This is a genomic window from Streptomyces sp. NPDC043996, from assembly GCF_056435225.1.
In genome coordinates this window covers 558,872-573,804 of sequence record NZ_JBWKEY010000003.1, presented here as the reverse complement: position 1 = coordinate 573,804, position 14,933 = coordinate 558,872, and the positions used below count along the sequence as shown (strand labels likewise).

Annotated in this window: 14 protein-coding genes and 2 tRNA genes; 7 read left to right on the top strand and 9 right to left on the bottom strand. The window is 74.8% G+C overall.

Annotated elements, in window-relative coordinates; translation table 11 throughout:
• Nucleotides 1-301: 301 nt before the first annotated feature.
• Both AC07A4_RS09895 and AC07A4_RS09890 read right to left on the bottom strand, forming a co-directional pair.
• Nucleotides 302-1,015, bottom strand: coding sequence for a FadR/GntR family transcriptional regulator (locus AC07A4_RS09895; protein WP_478595411.1), 714 nt, complete (start codon nt 1,013-1,015; stop codon nt 302-304).
• Nucleotides 1,016-1,100: 85 nt separating this feature from the next.
• Nucleotides 1,101-1,174 (bottom strand) — tRNA-Lys (locus tag AC07A4_RS09890).
• Between the two features lie 265 nt (nt 1,175-1,439).
• On the opposite strand from AC07A4_RS09890, the gene AC07A4_RS09885 reads away from it, so the two are divergent.
• The 7 genes from AC07A4_RS09885 to AC07A4_RS09855 all read left to right on the top strand — a co-directional run bounded on the left by AC07A4_RS09885 (nt 1,440) and on the right by AC07A4_RS09855 (nt 7,929).
• Nucleotides 1,440-2,732 carry a peptidoglycan-binding protein gene (locus tag AC07A4_RS09885; RefSeq protein ID WP_478595409.1) on the top strand — a complete coding sequence of 431 codons (1,293 nt, stop codon included), beginning with the start codon at nt 1,440-1,442 and terminating at the stop codon, nt 2,730-2,732.
• An 86-nt stretch (nt 2,733-2,818) separates the two neighbouring features.
• Entirely contained in the window at nt 2,819-4,048 is a 1,230-nt protein-coding gene (locus AC07A4_RS09880) for an SPFH domain-containing protein (protein ID WP_478595407.1), read from the top strand.
• Nucleotides 4,035-4,748: a nucleoside/nucleotide kinase family protein gene (locus AC07A4_RS09875; RefSeq protein WP_478595405.1), complete on the top strand. Its 714-nt coding sequence runs from the start codon at nt 4,035-4,037 to the stop codon at nt 4,746-4,748. Before AC07A4_RS09880 ends, AC07A4_RS09875 begins: the two co-directional genes overlap by 14 nt.
• 159 nt (nt 4,749-4,907) lie before the next feature.
• Complete coding sequence (locus AC07A4_RS09870) at nt 4,908-5,507, top strand: lytic polysaccharide monooxygenase auxiliary activity family 9 protein (protein WP_478595402.1); 600 nt, start codon at nt 4,908-4,910, stop codon at nt 5,505-5,507.
• A gap of 173 nt (nt 5,508-5,680) precedes the next feature.
• Nucleotides 5,681-6,931 (top strand): sensor histidine kinase, encoded by a 1,251-nt coding sequence (locus AC07A4_RS09865; RefSeq protein ID WP_478595399.1) that lies wholly within the window; start codon nt 5,681-5,683, stop codon nt 6,929-6,931.
• The gene (locus AC07A4_RS09860) at nt 6,907-7,575 is read left to right on the top strand and encodes a response regulator (RefSeq protein WP_478595396.1); all 669 of its coding nucleotides are present in this window, start codon (nt 6,907-6,909) and stop codon (nt 7,573-7,575) included. The genes AC07A4_RS09865 and AC07A4_RS09860 overlap by 25 nt, the downstream gene beginning before the upstream one ends.
• A gap of 54 nt (nt 7,576-7,629) precedes the next feature.
• Complete coding sequence (locus AC07A4_RS09855; protein WP_478595394.1) at nt 7,630-7,929, top strand: hypothetical protein; 300 nt, start codon at nt 7,630-7,632, stop codon at nt 7,927-7,929.
• Between the two features lie 6 nt (nt 7,930-7,935).
• Here AC07A4_RS09855 and AC07A4_RS09850 read toward each other — a convergent pair whose 3' ends face one another.
• The 7 genes from AC07A4_RS09850 to AC07A4_RS09820 form a co-directional block, all read right to left on the bottom strand.
• Entirely contained in the window at nt 7,936-10,068 is a 2,133-nt protein-coding gene (locus AC07A4_RS09850) for an MMPL family transporter (protein ID WP_478595392.1), read from the bottom strand.
• Nucleotides 10,069-10,236: 168 nt separating this feature from the next.
• Complete coding sequence (locus AC07A4_RS09845) at nt 10,237-10,920, bottom strand: response regulator (RefSeq protein ID WP_478595390.1); 684 nt, start codon at nt 10,918-10,920, stop codon at nt 10,237-10,239.
• Complete coding sequence (locus tag AC07A4_RS09840) at nt 10,853-12,088, bottom strand: sensor histidine kinase (RefSeq protein WP_478595387.1); 1,236 nt, start codon at nt 12,086-12,088, stop codon at nt 10,853-10,855. The genes AC07A4_RS09845 and AC07A4_RS09840 overlap by 68 nt, the downstream gene beginning before the upstream one ends.
• Before the next feature lie 89 nt (nt 12,089-12,177).
• Nucleotides 12,178-13,038: an endo alpha-1,4 polygalactosaminidase gene (locus AC07A4_RS09835; RefSeq protein ID WP_478595385.1), complete on the bottom strand. Its 861-nt coding sequence runs from the start codon at nt 13,036-13,038 to the stop codon at nt 12,178-12,180.
• 34 nt (nt 13,039-13,072) lie between these two features.
• Nucleotides 13,073-13,804, bottom strand: a complete 732-nt coding sequence (locus AC07A4_RS09830; RefSeq protein ID WP_478595382.1) for a thioesterase II family protein — start codon at nt 13,802-13,804, stop codon at nt 13,073-13,075.
• Between the two features lie 156 nt (nt 13,805-13,960).
• Nucleotides 13,961-14,034 (bottom strand) — tRNA-Lys (locus AC07A4_RS09825).
• A gap of 80 nt (nt 14,035-14,114) precedes the next feature.
• Nucleotides 14,115-14,873 (bottom strand): IclR family transcriptional regulator, encoded by a 759-nt coding sequence (locus AC07A4_RS09820; RefSeq protein WP_478595380.1) that lies wholly within the window; start codon nt 14,871-14,873, stop codon nt 14,115-14,117.
• Nucleotides 14,874-14,933 lie beyond the last annotated feature (60 nt).

Below are 14,933 nucleotides of genomic sequence, written 5' to 3'. Positions count from 1 at the left end.
CGTGGTCGTCGGTCGTCCGCCCGCCGTGGTCCCCCTAAGACCGTCGCGGGCGCGTGAATGGCGAGTCGCCCCTCGCTAAGACAGCGAAAGGCTTCCTTCCGGTTGCATGATGCCCCCCTAGGCATCCGTTCATGAACGCGGGGACCCCCTGTCCCCCTCGAACATGCGGACCCTCGGCGCGGTCGGCGTCAAGCACCCCAATTGCCCCGTGGCGCACGCCATATGAGAGCCGAAGGCTTACCCAAGCCTTCCGTCAGGGTTCTACGCGCCTATGCATGATCGCAAGAGCGAAACAAGCAGTTTACCGGTCATATGTGGGGTGGGAGGCGGCTGTTGAGGCCGGAGCGCTCAGACGGATTCGAATGTTACCGAAGTGTTCCCTTATGGCTCGCTCGGCGCGGAGTACGTCGGAGGAGCGCACCGCGTCGAGGATCTCGCGGTGCTGACGGCAGGTGATCTTGGGGTCCTGGGGTACGTCGACCAGGTCGGTGCGGACCCGGTGGAAGGCGTCCCAGAACGCTTCGAGGACCTCGCCGAGCAGCCGGTTGCCCAGGCAGCGGTAGAGCGTGGCGTGGAAGGCGCGGTCGGTCTCGGCGCGGACCTCCCCGGCGGGCCCGGCGGCCTCGGCGTCCATGCGGTCCACGAGCGCGTCGAGCTCGGCCAGGTCGGCGGGCGGGAGGGAGCCCGCGAGGCGCGCGATGAGCCCGGTCTCGACGGCCTCGCGCAGTTCGAGCAGCTGCAGCAGGCTGTCCTCGCCCCGGTAGTGGCCCGCGACGGTGCGGAAGGTGAGGCCCTCGATCATGGGCGCCACCGACATCGGCCCGACGTAGGTGCCGAAGCCGTGGCGGATCTCGACGATGCCCATGGCCTGGAGCGCCTTGAGCGCCTCGCGCACGGAGTTCCGGCTCACGCCGAGGTGCTCCATGAGCTCCGGCTCGGTCGGCAGGACGGCCCCGGAGGGCAGCCGCTGGTCGATGATGAGTTTCTTGATCCGCTCCTGGATGTCCCGCGCCATGGCGACACGGTAGCGGTCGCCCCCGCCGTCAGGGGCATGAGCAGCGAAAAGGCCCTCCGTGGGGACGGAGGGCCTTCGCTGTCGGTGCGCCGCCAGGGACTCGAACCCCGGACCCGCTGATTAAGAGTCAGCTGCTCTAACCAACTGAGCTAGCGGCGCCTGCTGACCTGAATAACTTTACTGGACATCTGGGGGTGCTCATGACCACCCGGGCGTCTCTGGGGGCTGGGCGGGCCGGTGCGGGGGCCTGTGTGGGCGGGGGGCCTCCCAGGGTCTCCGGGGGTCTCCAGGGGCCCGCTCCATCATTCGGACCGTCAACATGCGACATTTCCGGACAGTTGGGAAACTGACGGATATGCAGACGCGCCGACAAGCCCGCCCGGGGGACCTCCCCGGACATCCCGGCGGATGTGAGGGGAATCGCATGGACGCCGCTCCGGCCTTCGAGGAGTTCCAGCCCGCGAGCGACTGCGACTGCCCGGGGTGCCGGTACTGGCGGCGCTCCGGGGCGCACGCCCTGCCGCCGCGCCTCGGCGGCCACCCGGCCGCGCACGGGGCCCGCCGCGCCCTGGTCCTCGCCGCCGCCGCGAGCTCGGTGCTCGGCTCCGCGCAGGCGCCGCCCGCGGCCGCCGCCGAGCCCTCGCGATCAGGGGCGTTTCCGCAGGTGGGAGCGGTGCCACGCGGGGACGACCCGGACACGCCGCAGGGTCGCCAGAGCCCCCTGCACGGCACCAGCGCCCCCGGCGCCCGGCTGCGCGCCACCACCCGGGCGGAGATCATCGGCAGGGCCAAGCGGTGGGTGAACGCGCAGGTGCCGTACAACCTGCGGAGCTATTGGTCCGACGGGTACCGGCAGGACTGCTCGGGCTTCGTGTCGATGGCCTGGAACCTCGGCGGGAACGAGTGGACGGGCAGCCTCGACGACTACGGGACGCGCGTCTCCAAGGCCGGACTCAAGCCCGGGGACATCCTGCTCTTCCACAATCCGGCGAGTCCGGAGAGAGGCTCGCACGTGACGATCTTCGGCGGCTGGGCGGACTCCACGCGCACCTCCTACCTCGCCTACGAACAGGCGCGTCCCTACACCCGCAAGCGGGCCACGCCCTACGCCTACTGGCGGGACGCGGACCGCTACCGGGCCTACCGCTACAAGGGGCTGCGGGCCTCGGAAGGACCGGGCTCCGCGCCCGCCGCCCGCTACCCCGGCGCGGGCGCGTTCCGGGCCGGGGCGCACAACGCGCACGTCACGCGCCTGGGAAAGATGCTGGTCGCCCGGGGCGGGGCCCGCTACTACCGGTCGGGCCCGGGGCCGCGCTGGGGCGAGGCCGACCGCCGGGCGACGGCCGCCTTCCAGCGGGCCCAGGGCTGGCGGGGCCCGGACGCGGACGGCACCCCGGGCCCGCTGACGTGGCGGTACCTGGTGCGGGGCGAGGGCCGGGACATCCCGGGCCGCGCGGGCAGCGGCGGCGGGGGCGGCACCCCGGCGTTCCCCGGCCGCGGGCACTTCCGCCCCGGGCAGCGCAGCGCGCACGTCGCCCTCCTCGGGCGGCAGCTGGTGCGCAAGGGGTTCGGGGCGTCGTACGCGGTGGGTCCTGGGCCGCGCTGGGGCGAGGCGGACCGGCGCGCGGTGGAGGCCTTCCAGCGGGCGCAGGGCTGGCGGGGCGGGGCGGCGGACGGGATGCCGGGTCCCGAGACCTGGCGGCGGCTGTTCCGGTGAGCGGCGCGCGCCCGGCAGGGAACGCGCGGCCAAGGCGACGGAGGCGACGGGGCCAGAGATGAGTACGCAGAGATGAGTACGCAGAGATGAGTACGACGACACAGCGGTCGCCGGAGTCGGACGAGGGGTGGGGGCAGGGTGGCGCGGCCGGTGCCGCGGGCCGCCCCGCCCGGCTCATCCACAGCGAGGCCACCACGGAGATCCCCGTCCACCTGCTCTTCCGTGACGATCCGCGGGAGCCGGTGGAGGTGGCGCTTCCGCCCGCCGTGGTGCGGGGCACGGCTTCGGGGCGCCCGCGCGGGGAGCGGGGCGGCCCCGGGGCGCCCGACGCGGGGCGGGCGCGGCCCGCGCCGGTGCCCACGGCCGGGCCCGCGCCGGTGCCTGCCCCGGACCCGGACGCGGACCCGGACCCGGGCCTCGCCGAGCGGTCCGCGCGGGTGCTGCCCGGGGCCGTCGGCGTGCTCGCGGGCGGCGTCGGCGCGGTGGGGTGCGTCCTGGCGCTGTGGTGGGCGGGGGTGCTGCCGGAGGCCGTCGGCGGGCGGGTCCGGGGCGGCGGGCAGGGCGTCGGAGCAGCGCGCTGGGCCGTGGTCGCCGGGGCCGGGGCCCTTGCCCTGTTCGGGTTCGGCGGGCTCGCGCGGGGGCGGGTCGGCGGAGCGTGGGTGCTCACCCTGTTCGGCCGGTACCGGGGGAGCGTGCGGCGGACCGGCCTTCTGTGGGTGAACCCGCTGCTGCTGCGGCGCCGGGTCGACGTGCGCCTGCGGCACTGGCGCAGCGAGCCGATGCCCGCCGTGGACCGCTCCGGGGTGGCGCTGCGGGTCGTCGTGCTCGTCGTGTGGCGGGTCAAGGACACCGCGCGGGCGACGCTCGCCGTCGCCGACCACCAGGAGTATCTGCGCGAGTGCGTGGAGGCGGTCGCCGCGCGCGTCCTGTCGCGGCTGCCCGCCGACGCCTTCCACGACGAGCCGAAGGGTGCCGTCGCCGAGGACGGGCCGACGCTGCGGGACGCGGAGGCCGTCGGCGAGGCGCTGACGCGGGCGCTCGCGGAGATGGCGGGCCCGGTCGGCGTCGAGGTGTTCTCGGCGCAGCCGACGCGGATCGAGTACGCGCCGGAGGTCGCCGCCGCGATGCACCGCCGCCGGATCGCCGCCCTCGACGCGCGGCACCGCGACAGCGTGCTCACCTCGGTGGTGGACTCCGTCGAGGACACGGTGGCGCGGCTGACCACGCGGGGCCTGGTCGAGCTCGACGACTACGAGCGCAAGGCGCTGGTCAAGGATCTGACGGTGGCGTTCTATACGGGCCATGGAGAACGCTGAGCACCCCGAGCACCCCGAGAAGACGAAGACGGCCGCGCGCGCCGGCCAGCCGCACCGGGCCGCCCTGAAGTCCCTCGCCGCCGACGCCTGGCGGCTGACGGGCACGGGCCCCCGCGCGCTGCTCGGCCTCGCGGGTCCGCCCGGCGCGGGGAAGTCCACGCTGGCGAAGGCGCTCGTCGCCGAGATCGGCGCGGGCGCGGCCTATCTGCCCCTGGACGGCTTCCACTTGGCGAACGTCCAGCTGGAGCGGCTCGGCCTGACGAGCCGCAAGGGCTCCGAGCCGAGCTTCGACGTCCTCGGCTACGTCGCGCTGCTGCGCCGGGTCCTCGAAGAGCGCGGGAGCGACATCTACGTACCCGACTACGACCGGACGCTGCACGAGCCGGTCGCCGCGCGGCACCTGGTCGGGCCCGCCGTGCGGCTCGTCGTGACGGAGGGGAACTACCTGGCGTGCGACCTGCCCGGATGGCGTGAGGCGCGGGCGCTGATGGGGGCGTGCTGGTACGTCGACGCGCCCGCGCCCGTGCGCCAGGAGCGCCTGGTGGAACGGCAGTTGACGGGCGGGCGCGACCCGCTGCGGGCGCGGGCGTGGGTGGCGGGCAACGACGTCCCCAACGGTGAACTGGTGGCGGCCTCGCGGGGACGGTGCGATCGGATCGTCTCGACCATTGGTATGGACATGTTCAACTACCCGCAATAATCTGGGGCTTGGTCTAGACCGCACTTCCCCACAGGTTCAGGCAGCACACATCGCACCCCGCGTGGCGAACGGCACCAACCGCCACGTGGCAGCTCGGCACGACCGTCAGCGCGCACACGGCTCACAGGACTCCCCCACGTTCTTCTCCAGGAGCGCAGCATGCGAAAGAAATTGTCCGCCGCCATGCTCGGGATGGCGACGGTCGGAGCGTTCGTGCTCTCGACCGGCGGCGCCAGCAGCCATGGCTACACCGACCTGCCCGCAAGCCGCCAGATCAACTGCGCCAAGGGCGTGGTGACCGGCTGTGGCGCCATACAGTACGAGCCGCAGAGCGTCGAGGGTCCCAAGGGCTTCCCGGCGCGCGGCCCGGCCGACGGCAAGATCTGCTCCGCCGGTCTCGCGGGCTTCAGCTCGCTCGACAAGCCCACGCGGCCCAACGGCCAGGCCTGGCCCACGACCAGCGTCACCGGCGGCCAGAGCTACAGCTTCCGCTGGCAGTTCACCGCGCGCCACCGCACCACCGACTTCCAGTACTACATCACCAAGCAGGGCTGGAACGAGGGCCAGCCCATCACGCGCGCGGCACTGGAGTCCCAGCCGTTCCTCACCGTGCCCTACGGCGGCCAGCAGCCTCCCGCCACGCTCTCGCACAGCGGCACGATCCCCGGCGGCCGCAGCGGCCACCACGTGATCGTGGCGGTGTGGACGGTCCACGACACGGGCAACGCCTTCTACGCCTGCTCGGACGTCAAATTCTGACCGTCCCCGAAGTCCATCGGGACGCCACCCCCCACGGGTAGTCCCGCGCACGCCGTCCCTGACGACGGCGTGCGCGGGCAACGCCCACCCAGGACAGCCAGGGACGGCTCGCGGCGGCGAGCCGCTCCCTGGCGTCGCACCGAGCCCGCACGGGCGCCGACTAGCGTGGCCGCGTGACGCGCACATGGAGAGCCCCGGCCTACGTCCTGTCGGGGGTCGCGGTGGGAGCGCCCCTCCTCGTGGCCCTGGTGGGCGGCCTCGTCCTTGGCCTCGCCGCCAGCCTCGTGGTCGTGGGACTCCCCCTGCTGGCCCTGCTCGCCCTCACCGGCGTACCGGTGGGCGCCCTGGAGCGCCACCGCGCCCGCCTGGTGCTCGACGAGCCTGTGCCCACCCCGCACCGCACCCCGGCGTCCCCCGGCCTCACCGCCTGGCTGCGCCTTCGCGCCCGGGAGCAGGCCACCTGGCGGGAGCTCGCGTACACCGCCCTGATGGCGGTGGTGCTCTGGCCCCTGGACCTCACCGTCGCGGCGTGCGCGCTCGGCCTTCCGCTGGCCCTGGCCGCGGCACCCGCCCAACTGGCCCTCACCGGCGGCCCCGGCGCGGGCGGCGTCCGGCCCGCGAAGCTGTGGCTCGTCGAGTCCTACCCCGCGGCCTGCGGCACCGCCCTGCTCGGCCTCGTGCTGCTGCTCGTCCTCGCGCGCCCCCTCGGCACCTACGCGCGCGCCCGCGCCCGCCTCGCCCACCTCCTGCTCGCCCCGCGCGAGGCCGAGACACAGGCCCGGCTCGCCGAGGTGACCCGGTCCCGGGCCCGGCTCGTGGCCGCCTTCGAGGCCGAACGCCGCCGGATCGAGCGGGACCTGCACGACGGGGCGCAGCAGCGGGTCGTCGCGCTGACCATGACCCTCGGCCTGGCCAGGCTCGACGCCGAGCCCGGAGGGCCGCTCGCGGAGTCGCTCGCCACCGCCCACGCGGAAGCGGGCCGCGTCCTGGAGGAGCTGCGCGAGCTGATCCACGGCATCCATCCGCGGGTCCTCGCCGACTACGGCCTCGCCGCCGCCGTCGAGGACGCCGCCGACCGCTCCCCGGTGCCGGTCGACACCGGACCGGAACTGCACGCGCTACCGCGCCTTCCCGAACCCGTGGAGTCCGGCGCCTACTTCGCCGTCCGCGAGGCCCTCGCCAACGTCGCCCGGCACAGCGGCGCCCGCCGGGCCGAGGTGCGCGCCCGGTACGCGGATGGCGCCCTGCGCGTCGAGGTGCGCGACGACGGGCGCGGCGGCGCCGACCCCGCGCGCGGCACAGGCCTTACCGGGCTCGCCGACCGTATCGCCGTCCTCGATGGCACACTGACCGTCACCAGCCCGCCCGGCGGACCCACCGCCCTGACCCTGGAGATACCGTGCGGCCCGCGTCCCACCGCGTAGTCATCGCCGAGGACGCCGTCCTGCTGCGCGAGGGCCTCGTCGGCATCCTGCGCCGCTTCGGCCACGACGTGGTGGCGGCCGTCGGCGACGCGGACGCCCTGCGCGCGGCGGTGGCCGCGCACGAGCCCGACGTCGTCGTCACCGACGTGCGGATGCCGCCCGGCTTCCAGGACGAGGGGCTGCGCGCCGCCCTCGCGCTGCGCGCCGAACGGCCGCGCCTGCCGGTGCTCGTGCTCAGCCAGTACGTGCAGCGGGCGTACGCCGCCGAACTCCTGGACACCGGCGACGACACCGGCGACGGCGGCGGGATCGGCTATCTGCTCAAGGACCGGGTGGGCCAGGTCGAGGAGTTCGTGGACGCGTTCACCCGGGTCGCCGCGGGCGGCACGGTCGTGGACCCCGAAGTCGTACGGCAGTTGCTGCGCCGCAGACGCGACCCGCTGGAGCGGCTCACGCCGCGCGAGCGCGAGGTGCTCGCCCTGGTCGCCGAGGGCAAGTCCAACGCCGCGATCGCCGCCGACCTCGTCGTCACGGAGGCGGCCGTCGGCAAGCACATCGGCAACGTCCTCGGCAAGCTCGACCTGCCCCTGGCCGAGGGCACCCACCGCAGGGTCCTCGCCGTCCTCGCCTACCTGCGGGCCTGAACCCGGCCGGGGCGCCCCCGGATTGACGTGTACGGCTCCCCTACGATCCTGGGCATGAGCGTGTCTGACGAAGCACCGCCGGGGCCGCCCGAGCGGACCGGGCCGACCCCGCGCCAGGCCCGCAGGCTGCGCGTCGCCGCCGCCTCGGTCCTGATGGCCGTGGCCGCCGTGCTGCTCGTGGCGCGGCTCGCGAGCAGGTCGTCCGTCCTCGTCGTCGGCGTGTACGGGCTGCTGCTGGTCCTGTGCGGCCTGGTCATCGGGCTCAGCAGCCGCGGCCGGACCAGGCTCGGCAGCTATCTGCTGGGCGCGGGCCTGGTCGCGGCGCTCGTGCTCGACTTCCTGGTGCTCTCCTGACGGTGCTCAGGTGGCGGGGGACTCCGAGAGTCCGTACCGCTGGTGGAGCCGTCGCAGCCGGGGCGGCGCCCACCACGCCCGGTCGCCGAGGAGCGTCATCGCGGCGGGCACGAGCAGCATCCGCACGACCGTGGCGTCGATCAGGACGGCCAGCGTCAGACCGAGCCCGATCTGCAGGATCGGCGAGAAGCCGCCCGTCATGAAGCCGCCGAAGACGATGGCCAGGAGCAGCGCGGCACACGTCACCACGCGGCCCGAGCGGCGCAGCCCCTCGACGACCGCCTGGTGCGCGTCCCCGGTCGCCTCCCACGTCTCGCGCATCCGGGACAGGAGGAACAGCTCGTAGTCCATGGCGAGCCCGAACGCGATCGCGATGATCAGCGGCGGCGCGGTCAGGCTGAGCGCGCCGAGCCCCTCGCCGCCGAGCAGCCCCGCCCCGTGCCCGTCCTGGAACACCCACACCACCACGCCGAGCGCGGAGCCCAGGCTGAGCAGCGTGGACAGGAGCGTCCGCAGCGGGCTCAGGAGCGACCCCGTGAACGCGAAGAGCAGCGCGAACAGGCCCACCACCACGGTGAGTACGGCCCAGGGCGCGCGCTCGGCGAGCATCTCCCGGAAGTCCACGAGCCCGGCCGCGGTGCCGGTGACCACTACCGGCTCGGCGCCGCGCAGCTCGCGTACGCGCTCCACGAGCCGGGTCGCGGCGGGGCCGTCCGGCGGTCCCGGCGGGGTGAGCCGCACCAGGACGGTGCCGTCGGCGAGGGTGTCGCTTGTGGACCGGGTGACGCCGGGCAGCGCCCGGACGCGGCGCTCGCACTCGGCCTCGGCGGCAGGGCGGATCAGCACGTCGACGGTGCTGGCGTCGGTGCCGGGCGGGAAGTGCGTGTGCACGGCGTCGTACAGGCGCCGCGCCTCGGTGTCATGGGGCAGCTGCCGCGCGTCGCCGATCGCGATGCGCATCCCGAACACGGGCAGCGCGAGCACGGCGAGCACCGCGACGACGGCCGTCAGGACGGCCAGCGGACGCCGGGCGGAGAACCGGGCGAGCCGCGCGAACAGCGCGCCGGGCTCCGAAGGCGCCTTCCCCTTACGGGCCTTGGGCCGCCGTGGCGTCAGCTTCCCGCCGAACAGGGTGAGCAGCGCCGGGAGCAGCGTCAGCGCCGCCAGCATGTCCACCACGACCACCGCGCCCGCCGCGAGGCCCATGCTCCGCAGGAACGGGCTGGGGAACCACACCAGGCCGCCGAGGCACACGGCCACCGTCAGGCCGGAGAACAGGACGGTCCGCCCGGCGTGCGCGACCGTCGCGCGCACGGCGTCCGCGACGCTCCCGGCGTCCCCCGTCCGCCCCCGTTCCTCGCGGAACCGCACCACCATCAGCAGCGCGTAGTCCACCGCGAGGCCGAGCCCGAGCATCGTCACCACCTGCACCGCGTACACGGAGATGTCGGTGACCTGGCTGAACGCGAACAGCGTCAGAAACGCCCCGGCCACGCCGCTGACCGCGATCAGCAGGGGAAGCCCGGCCGCCCGCAGCCCCCCGAAGATCAGCAGCAGCACGAGCAGAACGGCGGGCAGCGTGATCAACTCGGCCCGTGCAACGTCCTGTTGGGCGCGGCCGCCCATCTGCTCGCCGAGCAACGGATCGCCGCTGACCGCCACGTCGACCCGGTCGTCCGCCGCCGGGGCGATGTCCCGCAGCCGGTCGGCGGCGTCGCCCACCGCGTCCTCCTCCTCGCCGTCGTCGAGGCCGCCCGCGAGCGTGACGGGAATCAGCAGCGCCTTGCCGTCGGCGGCGACGAGGCCCTCAGTGGCGTAGGGGTCGGCGGCGCGGGCGACGCCCGGCTGCGCGCGCACGTCTTCGAGCGCCCCGGACACGGCGGCACGCACCTCCGGCGCGCGCACCGACCCGGCCGCGCCGCCCGTGACGACCGCCGTGAACGCGTCGCCGTCCGGGGTGAGCCGCGCGAGCAGCTCGTCCGCGACGAGGGACTCGGCTCCGGGCACGTCCTCGACGTCCGAGGTGAGCCCGCCGAACACCCGTGTGCCGAAGCCGAGTCCGACGACGAGCAGCAGTAACCAGACGAAGAGCACGAGCAGGGGACGGCGCGTCGCCGTCCGGGCGAATGTGGCGAGCATGACCGCTCCTCACCGGCCCTCAAGGCCATGGGTGACGACTGTTCCCGGCCACCCTCGCGGTGGAGGGCGCGCCTCGGATCGCCGCCGCGAGCGGTCTTGCGGAGCGCCGGACCTGGGTCGTACGGGGGAGGAGAGCGGCGCCCGGTCCCTCCGGCGGGGGAGCCGGGGTCAGGTGTCGGTCTCGCCCGCGACGACGAGGCCGTTCTCGTACGCGCAGATCACCGCCTGCACCCGGTCCCGCAGCGCCAGCTTCGACAGGACGTTGCTGACATGGGTCTTCACGGTGTGCTCGCTGACCACGAAGGCCGCCGCGATCTCCGCGTTCGACAGGCCGCGGGCCAGCAGCCGCAGCGTCTCCTCCTCGCGCGCGGTGAGCACCGCGAGCCGCCCGGCCGGGCCCCGCGGCCCCGCCGCGGGCTCGGCGGGGCGGCCCCGGCGCACGAAGTCCGCGACCAGGCGGCGGGTCACCGACGGCGCGAGCAGCGAGTCACCGGCCGCGACGACGCGCACCGCGTGCACCAGGTCGTCGCGGCGCACGTCCTTGAGCAGGAAGCCGCTCGCCCCCGCGTACAGCGCGTCGTACACGTACTCGTCGATGTCGAACGTCGTGAGCATCACCACCCGGCAGCCGGACTCCGCGCACACCACGCGCGCCGCCTCGATGCCGTCCACGCCGGGCATGCGGATGTCGAGGAGGAGCACGTCCGGGGCGAGGCGGCGGACCGCCTCGACGGCCTCGGCGCCGTCACCCGCCTCCGCGACCACCTCGATGCCGGGCTGCGCGTCAAGGATCATCGCGAAGCCGCTGCGCACCAGCTCCTGGTCGTCGGCCACCACCACGCGGATGCTCATGCCCCCAGGATGCCGTGGGCAGCAGCGCCGCGACACGGAAACCACCGCCGGGGGCGGGCCCCGCCTCGACCCGCCCGCCGCAGGCGGCGGCGCGTTCGCGGACGCCGACGAGTCCGAAGCCGCCCTCGGCGCCTCGCGGCACGTCCGAAGGCGCCCCGTCGTCGGTGACGGTGAGCGCCAACTCCGTACCCCGCCAGTCGACTTCGACCAGGGCGCGGCGGGCCCGCGCGTGCTTGAGCACGTTCGTCAGGGCTTCCTGCGCCATGCGGTACGCCGCCACGTCCACGTCCGCCGCCAGCGTCCCGGGGGTGCCCGACTCCTTCAACTCGACGGCGACCCCCGCGTGTGCGACCTGCTCAAGGAGCGCGGGCAGCGCCGCGAGCGTGGGCTGGGGGGTGCGCTCGCCGCCCGCGTCCGCCTCCCGGAGCACCCCGAGGATCCGCCGCAGCTGCGTCATCGCGTCCCGCCCCGCGGTCCCGATCGCCTCGAAGGCCCGCTCCGCCCGCGCCGGATCGCTCCGCACGACCACGGGCCCCGCCTCCGCCTGCACCACCATCACGCTCACCGCGTGCGCCACCACGTCGTGCATGTCCCGCGCGATCCGCGCCCGCTCCCGGGCCACGGCCCGCGCGGTCTCGACCGCCCGCTCCCGCTCCAGGCGCCGGGCCCGGTCCTCCAGGGCCGCGGTGTAGGCGCGCTGCACCCGCGCGAGCACCCCGAACCCGTACGCGCTGACGAAGCTCAGCAGGTGGAAGGCGTACTCGAAGGGGTCGGCCCGCTCCCGGAACGTCAGCGTGGCGCTCGCGCCGACCAGCCAGCAGGCGAGCACGGTGCGCCGCTGCGCGGGCTTGGCGACGACGGCGAGGGTGTAGAGCGCGACGAGCCCGCCGTAGGCGACGTCCGGCGGCGGCGCCCGGTACACCGCCATCGCGGGCGTGAACACCGACACCAGATACACGCTGAGCAGGGGCGCCCGCCGCCGCCACACCAGCGGCAGGGCCGTGCCCGCGCCCAGCAGGAAGCCCAGCGGCGCGAGCCGGTCGTCGCCCTCGGGGAACACGAACTGCAGGGACACGGCGAGCAGGACGAGGGCGGCGAGGCCCGCGTCCACGACGTAGGGACGGCGCGCGAACGCGGCGATCGGCTTCGGTGCGGTCGGCTGCGGCATGCGGCGGCTCCCTCGCGCGGGGGGCTGCCAGTATCGGCGCCCCGCCCGGGCCGCGTCCTCGCCGGTGAGAGGGATATCCGAACGGCGGGTCAGCAGCGCCGGTACACGTGGCCGTCCTCGCCCGCCGGGCGCACGTCGCGGTCGCGCAGGACGACGGAGAGCTCACCGCCCCAGCGGCGGCACGCGTGGTCGTACCCCTTCTTCTCGTACTCGATGTCGAAGACCCGGCCGTCGTACTCCTTCAGATACGGCCCGCACTCGTCGTACTGCCCGCACTCCTCGACGACGGCGAAGTCGAAGCCGATGCGCGCGCCCAGGTATTCGCTGGTGTTCTTCTGCGCGATGGCCAGGCCCCGCTCGTGCGCCCTGCGCACCAGGAGCCGGGCGAAGGCGCGGCCGTCGGCGGCGTCGAGGCGGCCGTCGGAGCGCGTGTACGAGTCCAGGTTGTCGGGCTCGACGGCGTCGAACCCGGCGCGGGCGCAGCCGTCGATCCACGGGCCGACGACGCCCAGCAGACGCGCGCGCTTGGCGCCGGTGGAGATGTCGAGGAGGGGCTCGCCCCAGTCCTCGTCCATGACCAGCTCGCCGTTCGCGCCGCGCAGCAGCAGGTCGGGGTGCTTCGCGCGCCACCAGGCGGCGGCCTTGCCGCCGGGCTGCGCCTGGTAGGCGTTGACGTAGCAGATGTTGTAGCGCCCCGGGGCGGGCTTCGCGCCCCGGTCCCGGGAGACGGCCCGGACGCCGTCCGGGGGCGGGTAGGCGCCGCCCAGCTGGTAGTCGAAGGCGGCGTGGGCGCGCGGCAGGCGGAAGCGGTCCTCGCCCCGCCCGCCGCTCCCGCCGCTGTCCCCGCCGCTGGAGCAGCCCGCGAGGAGGGCGGCGGCCAGGGCGAGGGCGCCGGCCGCGAGGACACGGGGGCCCCGGGTGCGGAGGGGAGCCGTGGGGCGGTCCGGCATCTGTCCGTCCTGTGCGTCGCGGTGACCGCGGCCGCTAGCGCCGGGGGCGCAGGGACCGCTCGATGATGTCGAAGGGCGGCTCGTCGGCCAGGTAGAAGTGCCCGCCGGGGCGGGTCACCAGGTCGAAGCCGCCCCGCGTCGACCGCTCCCAGGCGGCGGCCTGCTCGACGGAGACCCGGGGGTCGCTCTCGCCGACCAGCGCCGTGACCGGGCAGTCGAGGGGGGCGTCGGCCGGGCCCGCGTACCCCGCGAACATGCGGAAGTCCGCGCTCACGTACGGCAGCACGAGCTCAAGGAAGGCCGGGTTGTCCAGGAGCTCCGCGTCGGTGCCGCCGAGCTTGGACAGGAGGTTCAGGGCGTAGGCGTCGTCGACCTGGGCGGCGCGCTCGGGGGAGCCGTCGGACAGGAACGGGGCACGGGACGCGGAGGCGAAGAAGTGCTCGACGCCCGCGCCGTCGGCCTCCCAGATCCGGGTGACCTCGTACGCCACCAGGACGCCCATGCTGTGCCCGAAGAACACCGTGGGCCTGCCGTCGGGCAGCGGCCGCAGCTCCTCGGCGATGTCCCGCGCCATCTGCCGCAGATCGGTGGCCGGAGGATCGCCGATGCGGCCCGCGCGCGCCGGGTAGCACACCGTGTGCACCTCGAAGTCCGGGAGCGCCTTGCCCCACGAGCGGAAGAAGTGCGGCGAGCCGCCCGCGTGCGGGAAGCACACGAGGCGCCGTGCCGCGAAGGGCCGTTCCTCGACCACCGTCGTCCACACCATGATGTCCCCCCAAGTCGCTGTGCCTGGCCCGTCCCATGATTCCATCTGGCACCGACACCCACCCGGGGGCGACCTGTGAGCTGCGGCACGCGGGCACGGGCGCTCGCGGGCATGAAAGAAGCCCCTCACGGAACGTGAGGGGCTTCTTCCTGTCTGTGCGCCGCCAGGGACTCGAACCCCGGACCCGCTGATTAAGAGTCAGCTGCTCTAACCAACTGAGCTAGCGGCGCCTGCTGACGAAGAAAATACTACCTGGTCCGAGGGGGTGCTCCGGACCACCGGCGGCGCGGCCCGCCGACGGGCCCCCGGCTCAGATCGCGAGGGAGAGCAGGACCGGCGCCGCCTTGCGGTTCAGGCACTCGGCGGCCTCCCGCAGCCGGTGCGCGCGCTCCACGGGCAGCGACAGGGCGAGGCTGCCCACGGCGGCGCCCGCGGTGATCGGGACCGCCGCGCAGACCGTGCCGACCGCGTACTCCTGGAGGTCGAGGACGGGGACCGTGGGGGCCTGGGCGGCGAGCTTGGTCAGCAGGACCCGCTCGTTCGTGATGGTGCGCGAGGTGAGGCGGGGCATCTTGTGGCGCGCGAGGTGGTCCCGGCGCCCGGCCACGTCGAGCTGCGCGAGCAGGCTCTTGCCGACCGCGCTGGCGTGGGCGGAGACGCGGAAGTCCACCCACTCGTTGACCTTCGGCGTGCACGGTCCGTCGGCGACGTCCATGACCCGGATCTCGCCGTCCACGTACCGGCTCACGTAGATCGCGGCGCCGAGCGAGTCGCGCAGGCCGCCGAGGGTGTGCCGGAGCTTCTCGCGCAGGGCCAGGCCCCGGTCGTGGGCGGAGCCGAGGCGGGTGAGGGACTCCCCGGTGACGTACGCCCCGTCGGCCGTCCGCTCCACGTACCCCTCGCGGAGCAGCATGCGCAGCAGGCCCGCGAGGCGGGCCGGGGGCAGGGCGGTGTGGCGGGCCACCTCGTCCTCGGTGACGCCGGTGGAGCGGCGCGCGACGGACTCGAGCACGCGCAGGGCGTGCTGCACCGACTGGTGCGCCGTCGTCGGCTCGTTCTGCAGCGCCACGGCTTTCCCCCTGACCCCTGAGATCCCGGGGATCTCCTCATGGAACGGTTCCGGACAGCT

Excerpts from the sequence above, each read along its gene's own strand:
- AC07A4_RS09850 (WP_478595392.1), bottom strand. The coding sequence starts at position 10,068 with ATGCTCGCCACATTCGCCCGGACGGCGACGCGCCGTCCCCTGCTCGTG.
- AC07A4_RS09880 (WP_478595407.1), top strand. The coding sequence starts at position 2,819 with ATGAGTACGACGACACAGCGGTCGCCGGAGTCGGACGAGGGGTGGGGG.
- AC07A4_RS09840 (WP_478595387.1), bottom strand. The coding sequence starts at position 12,088 with ATGCCGCAGCCGACCGCACCGAAGCCGATCGCCGCGTTCGCGCGCCGT.
- AC07A4_RS09885 (WP_478595409.1), top strand. The coding sequence starts at position 1,440 with ATGGACGCCGCTCCGGCCTTCGAGGAGTTCCAGCCCGCGAGCGACTGC.
- AC07A4_RS09870 (WP_478595402.1), top strand. The coding sequence starts at position 4,908 with ATGCGAAAGAAATTGTCCGCCGCCATGCTCGGGATGGCGACGGTCGGA.
- AC07A4_RS09845 (WP_478595390.1), bottom strand. The coding sequence starts at position 10,920 with ATGAGCATCCGCGTGGTGGTGGCCGACGACCAGGAGCTGGTGCGCAGC.
- AC07A4_RS09855 (WP_478595394.1), top strand. The coding sequence starts at position 7,630 with ATGAGCGTGTCTGACGAAGCACCGCCGGGGCCGCCCGAGCGGACCGGG.
- AC07A4_RS09835 (WP_478595385.1), bottom strand. The coding sequence starts at position 13,038 with ATGCCGGACCGCCCCACGGCTCCCCTCCGCACCCGGGGCCCCCGTGTC.
- AC07A4_RS09895 (WP_478595411.1), bottom strand. The coding sequence starts at position 1,015 with ATGGCGCGGGACATCCAGGAGCGGATCAAGAAACTCATCATCGACCAG.
- AC07A4_RS09830 (WP_478595382.1), bottom strand. The coding sequence starts at position 13,804 with ATGGTGTGGACGACGGTGGTCGAGGAACGGCCCTTCGCGGCACGGCGC.
- AC07A4_RS09875 (WP_478595405.1), top strand. The coding sequence starts at position 4,035 with ATGGAGAACGCTGAGCACCCCGAGCACCCCGAGAAGACGAAGACGGCC.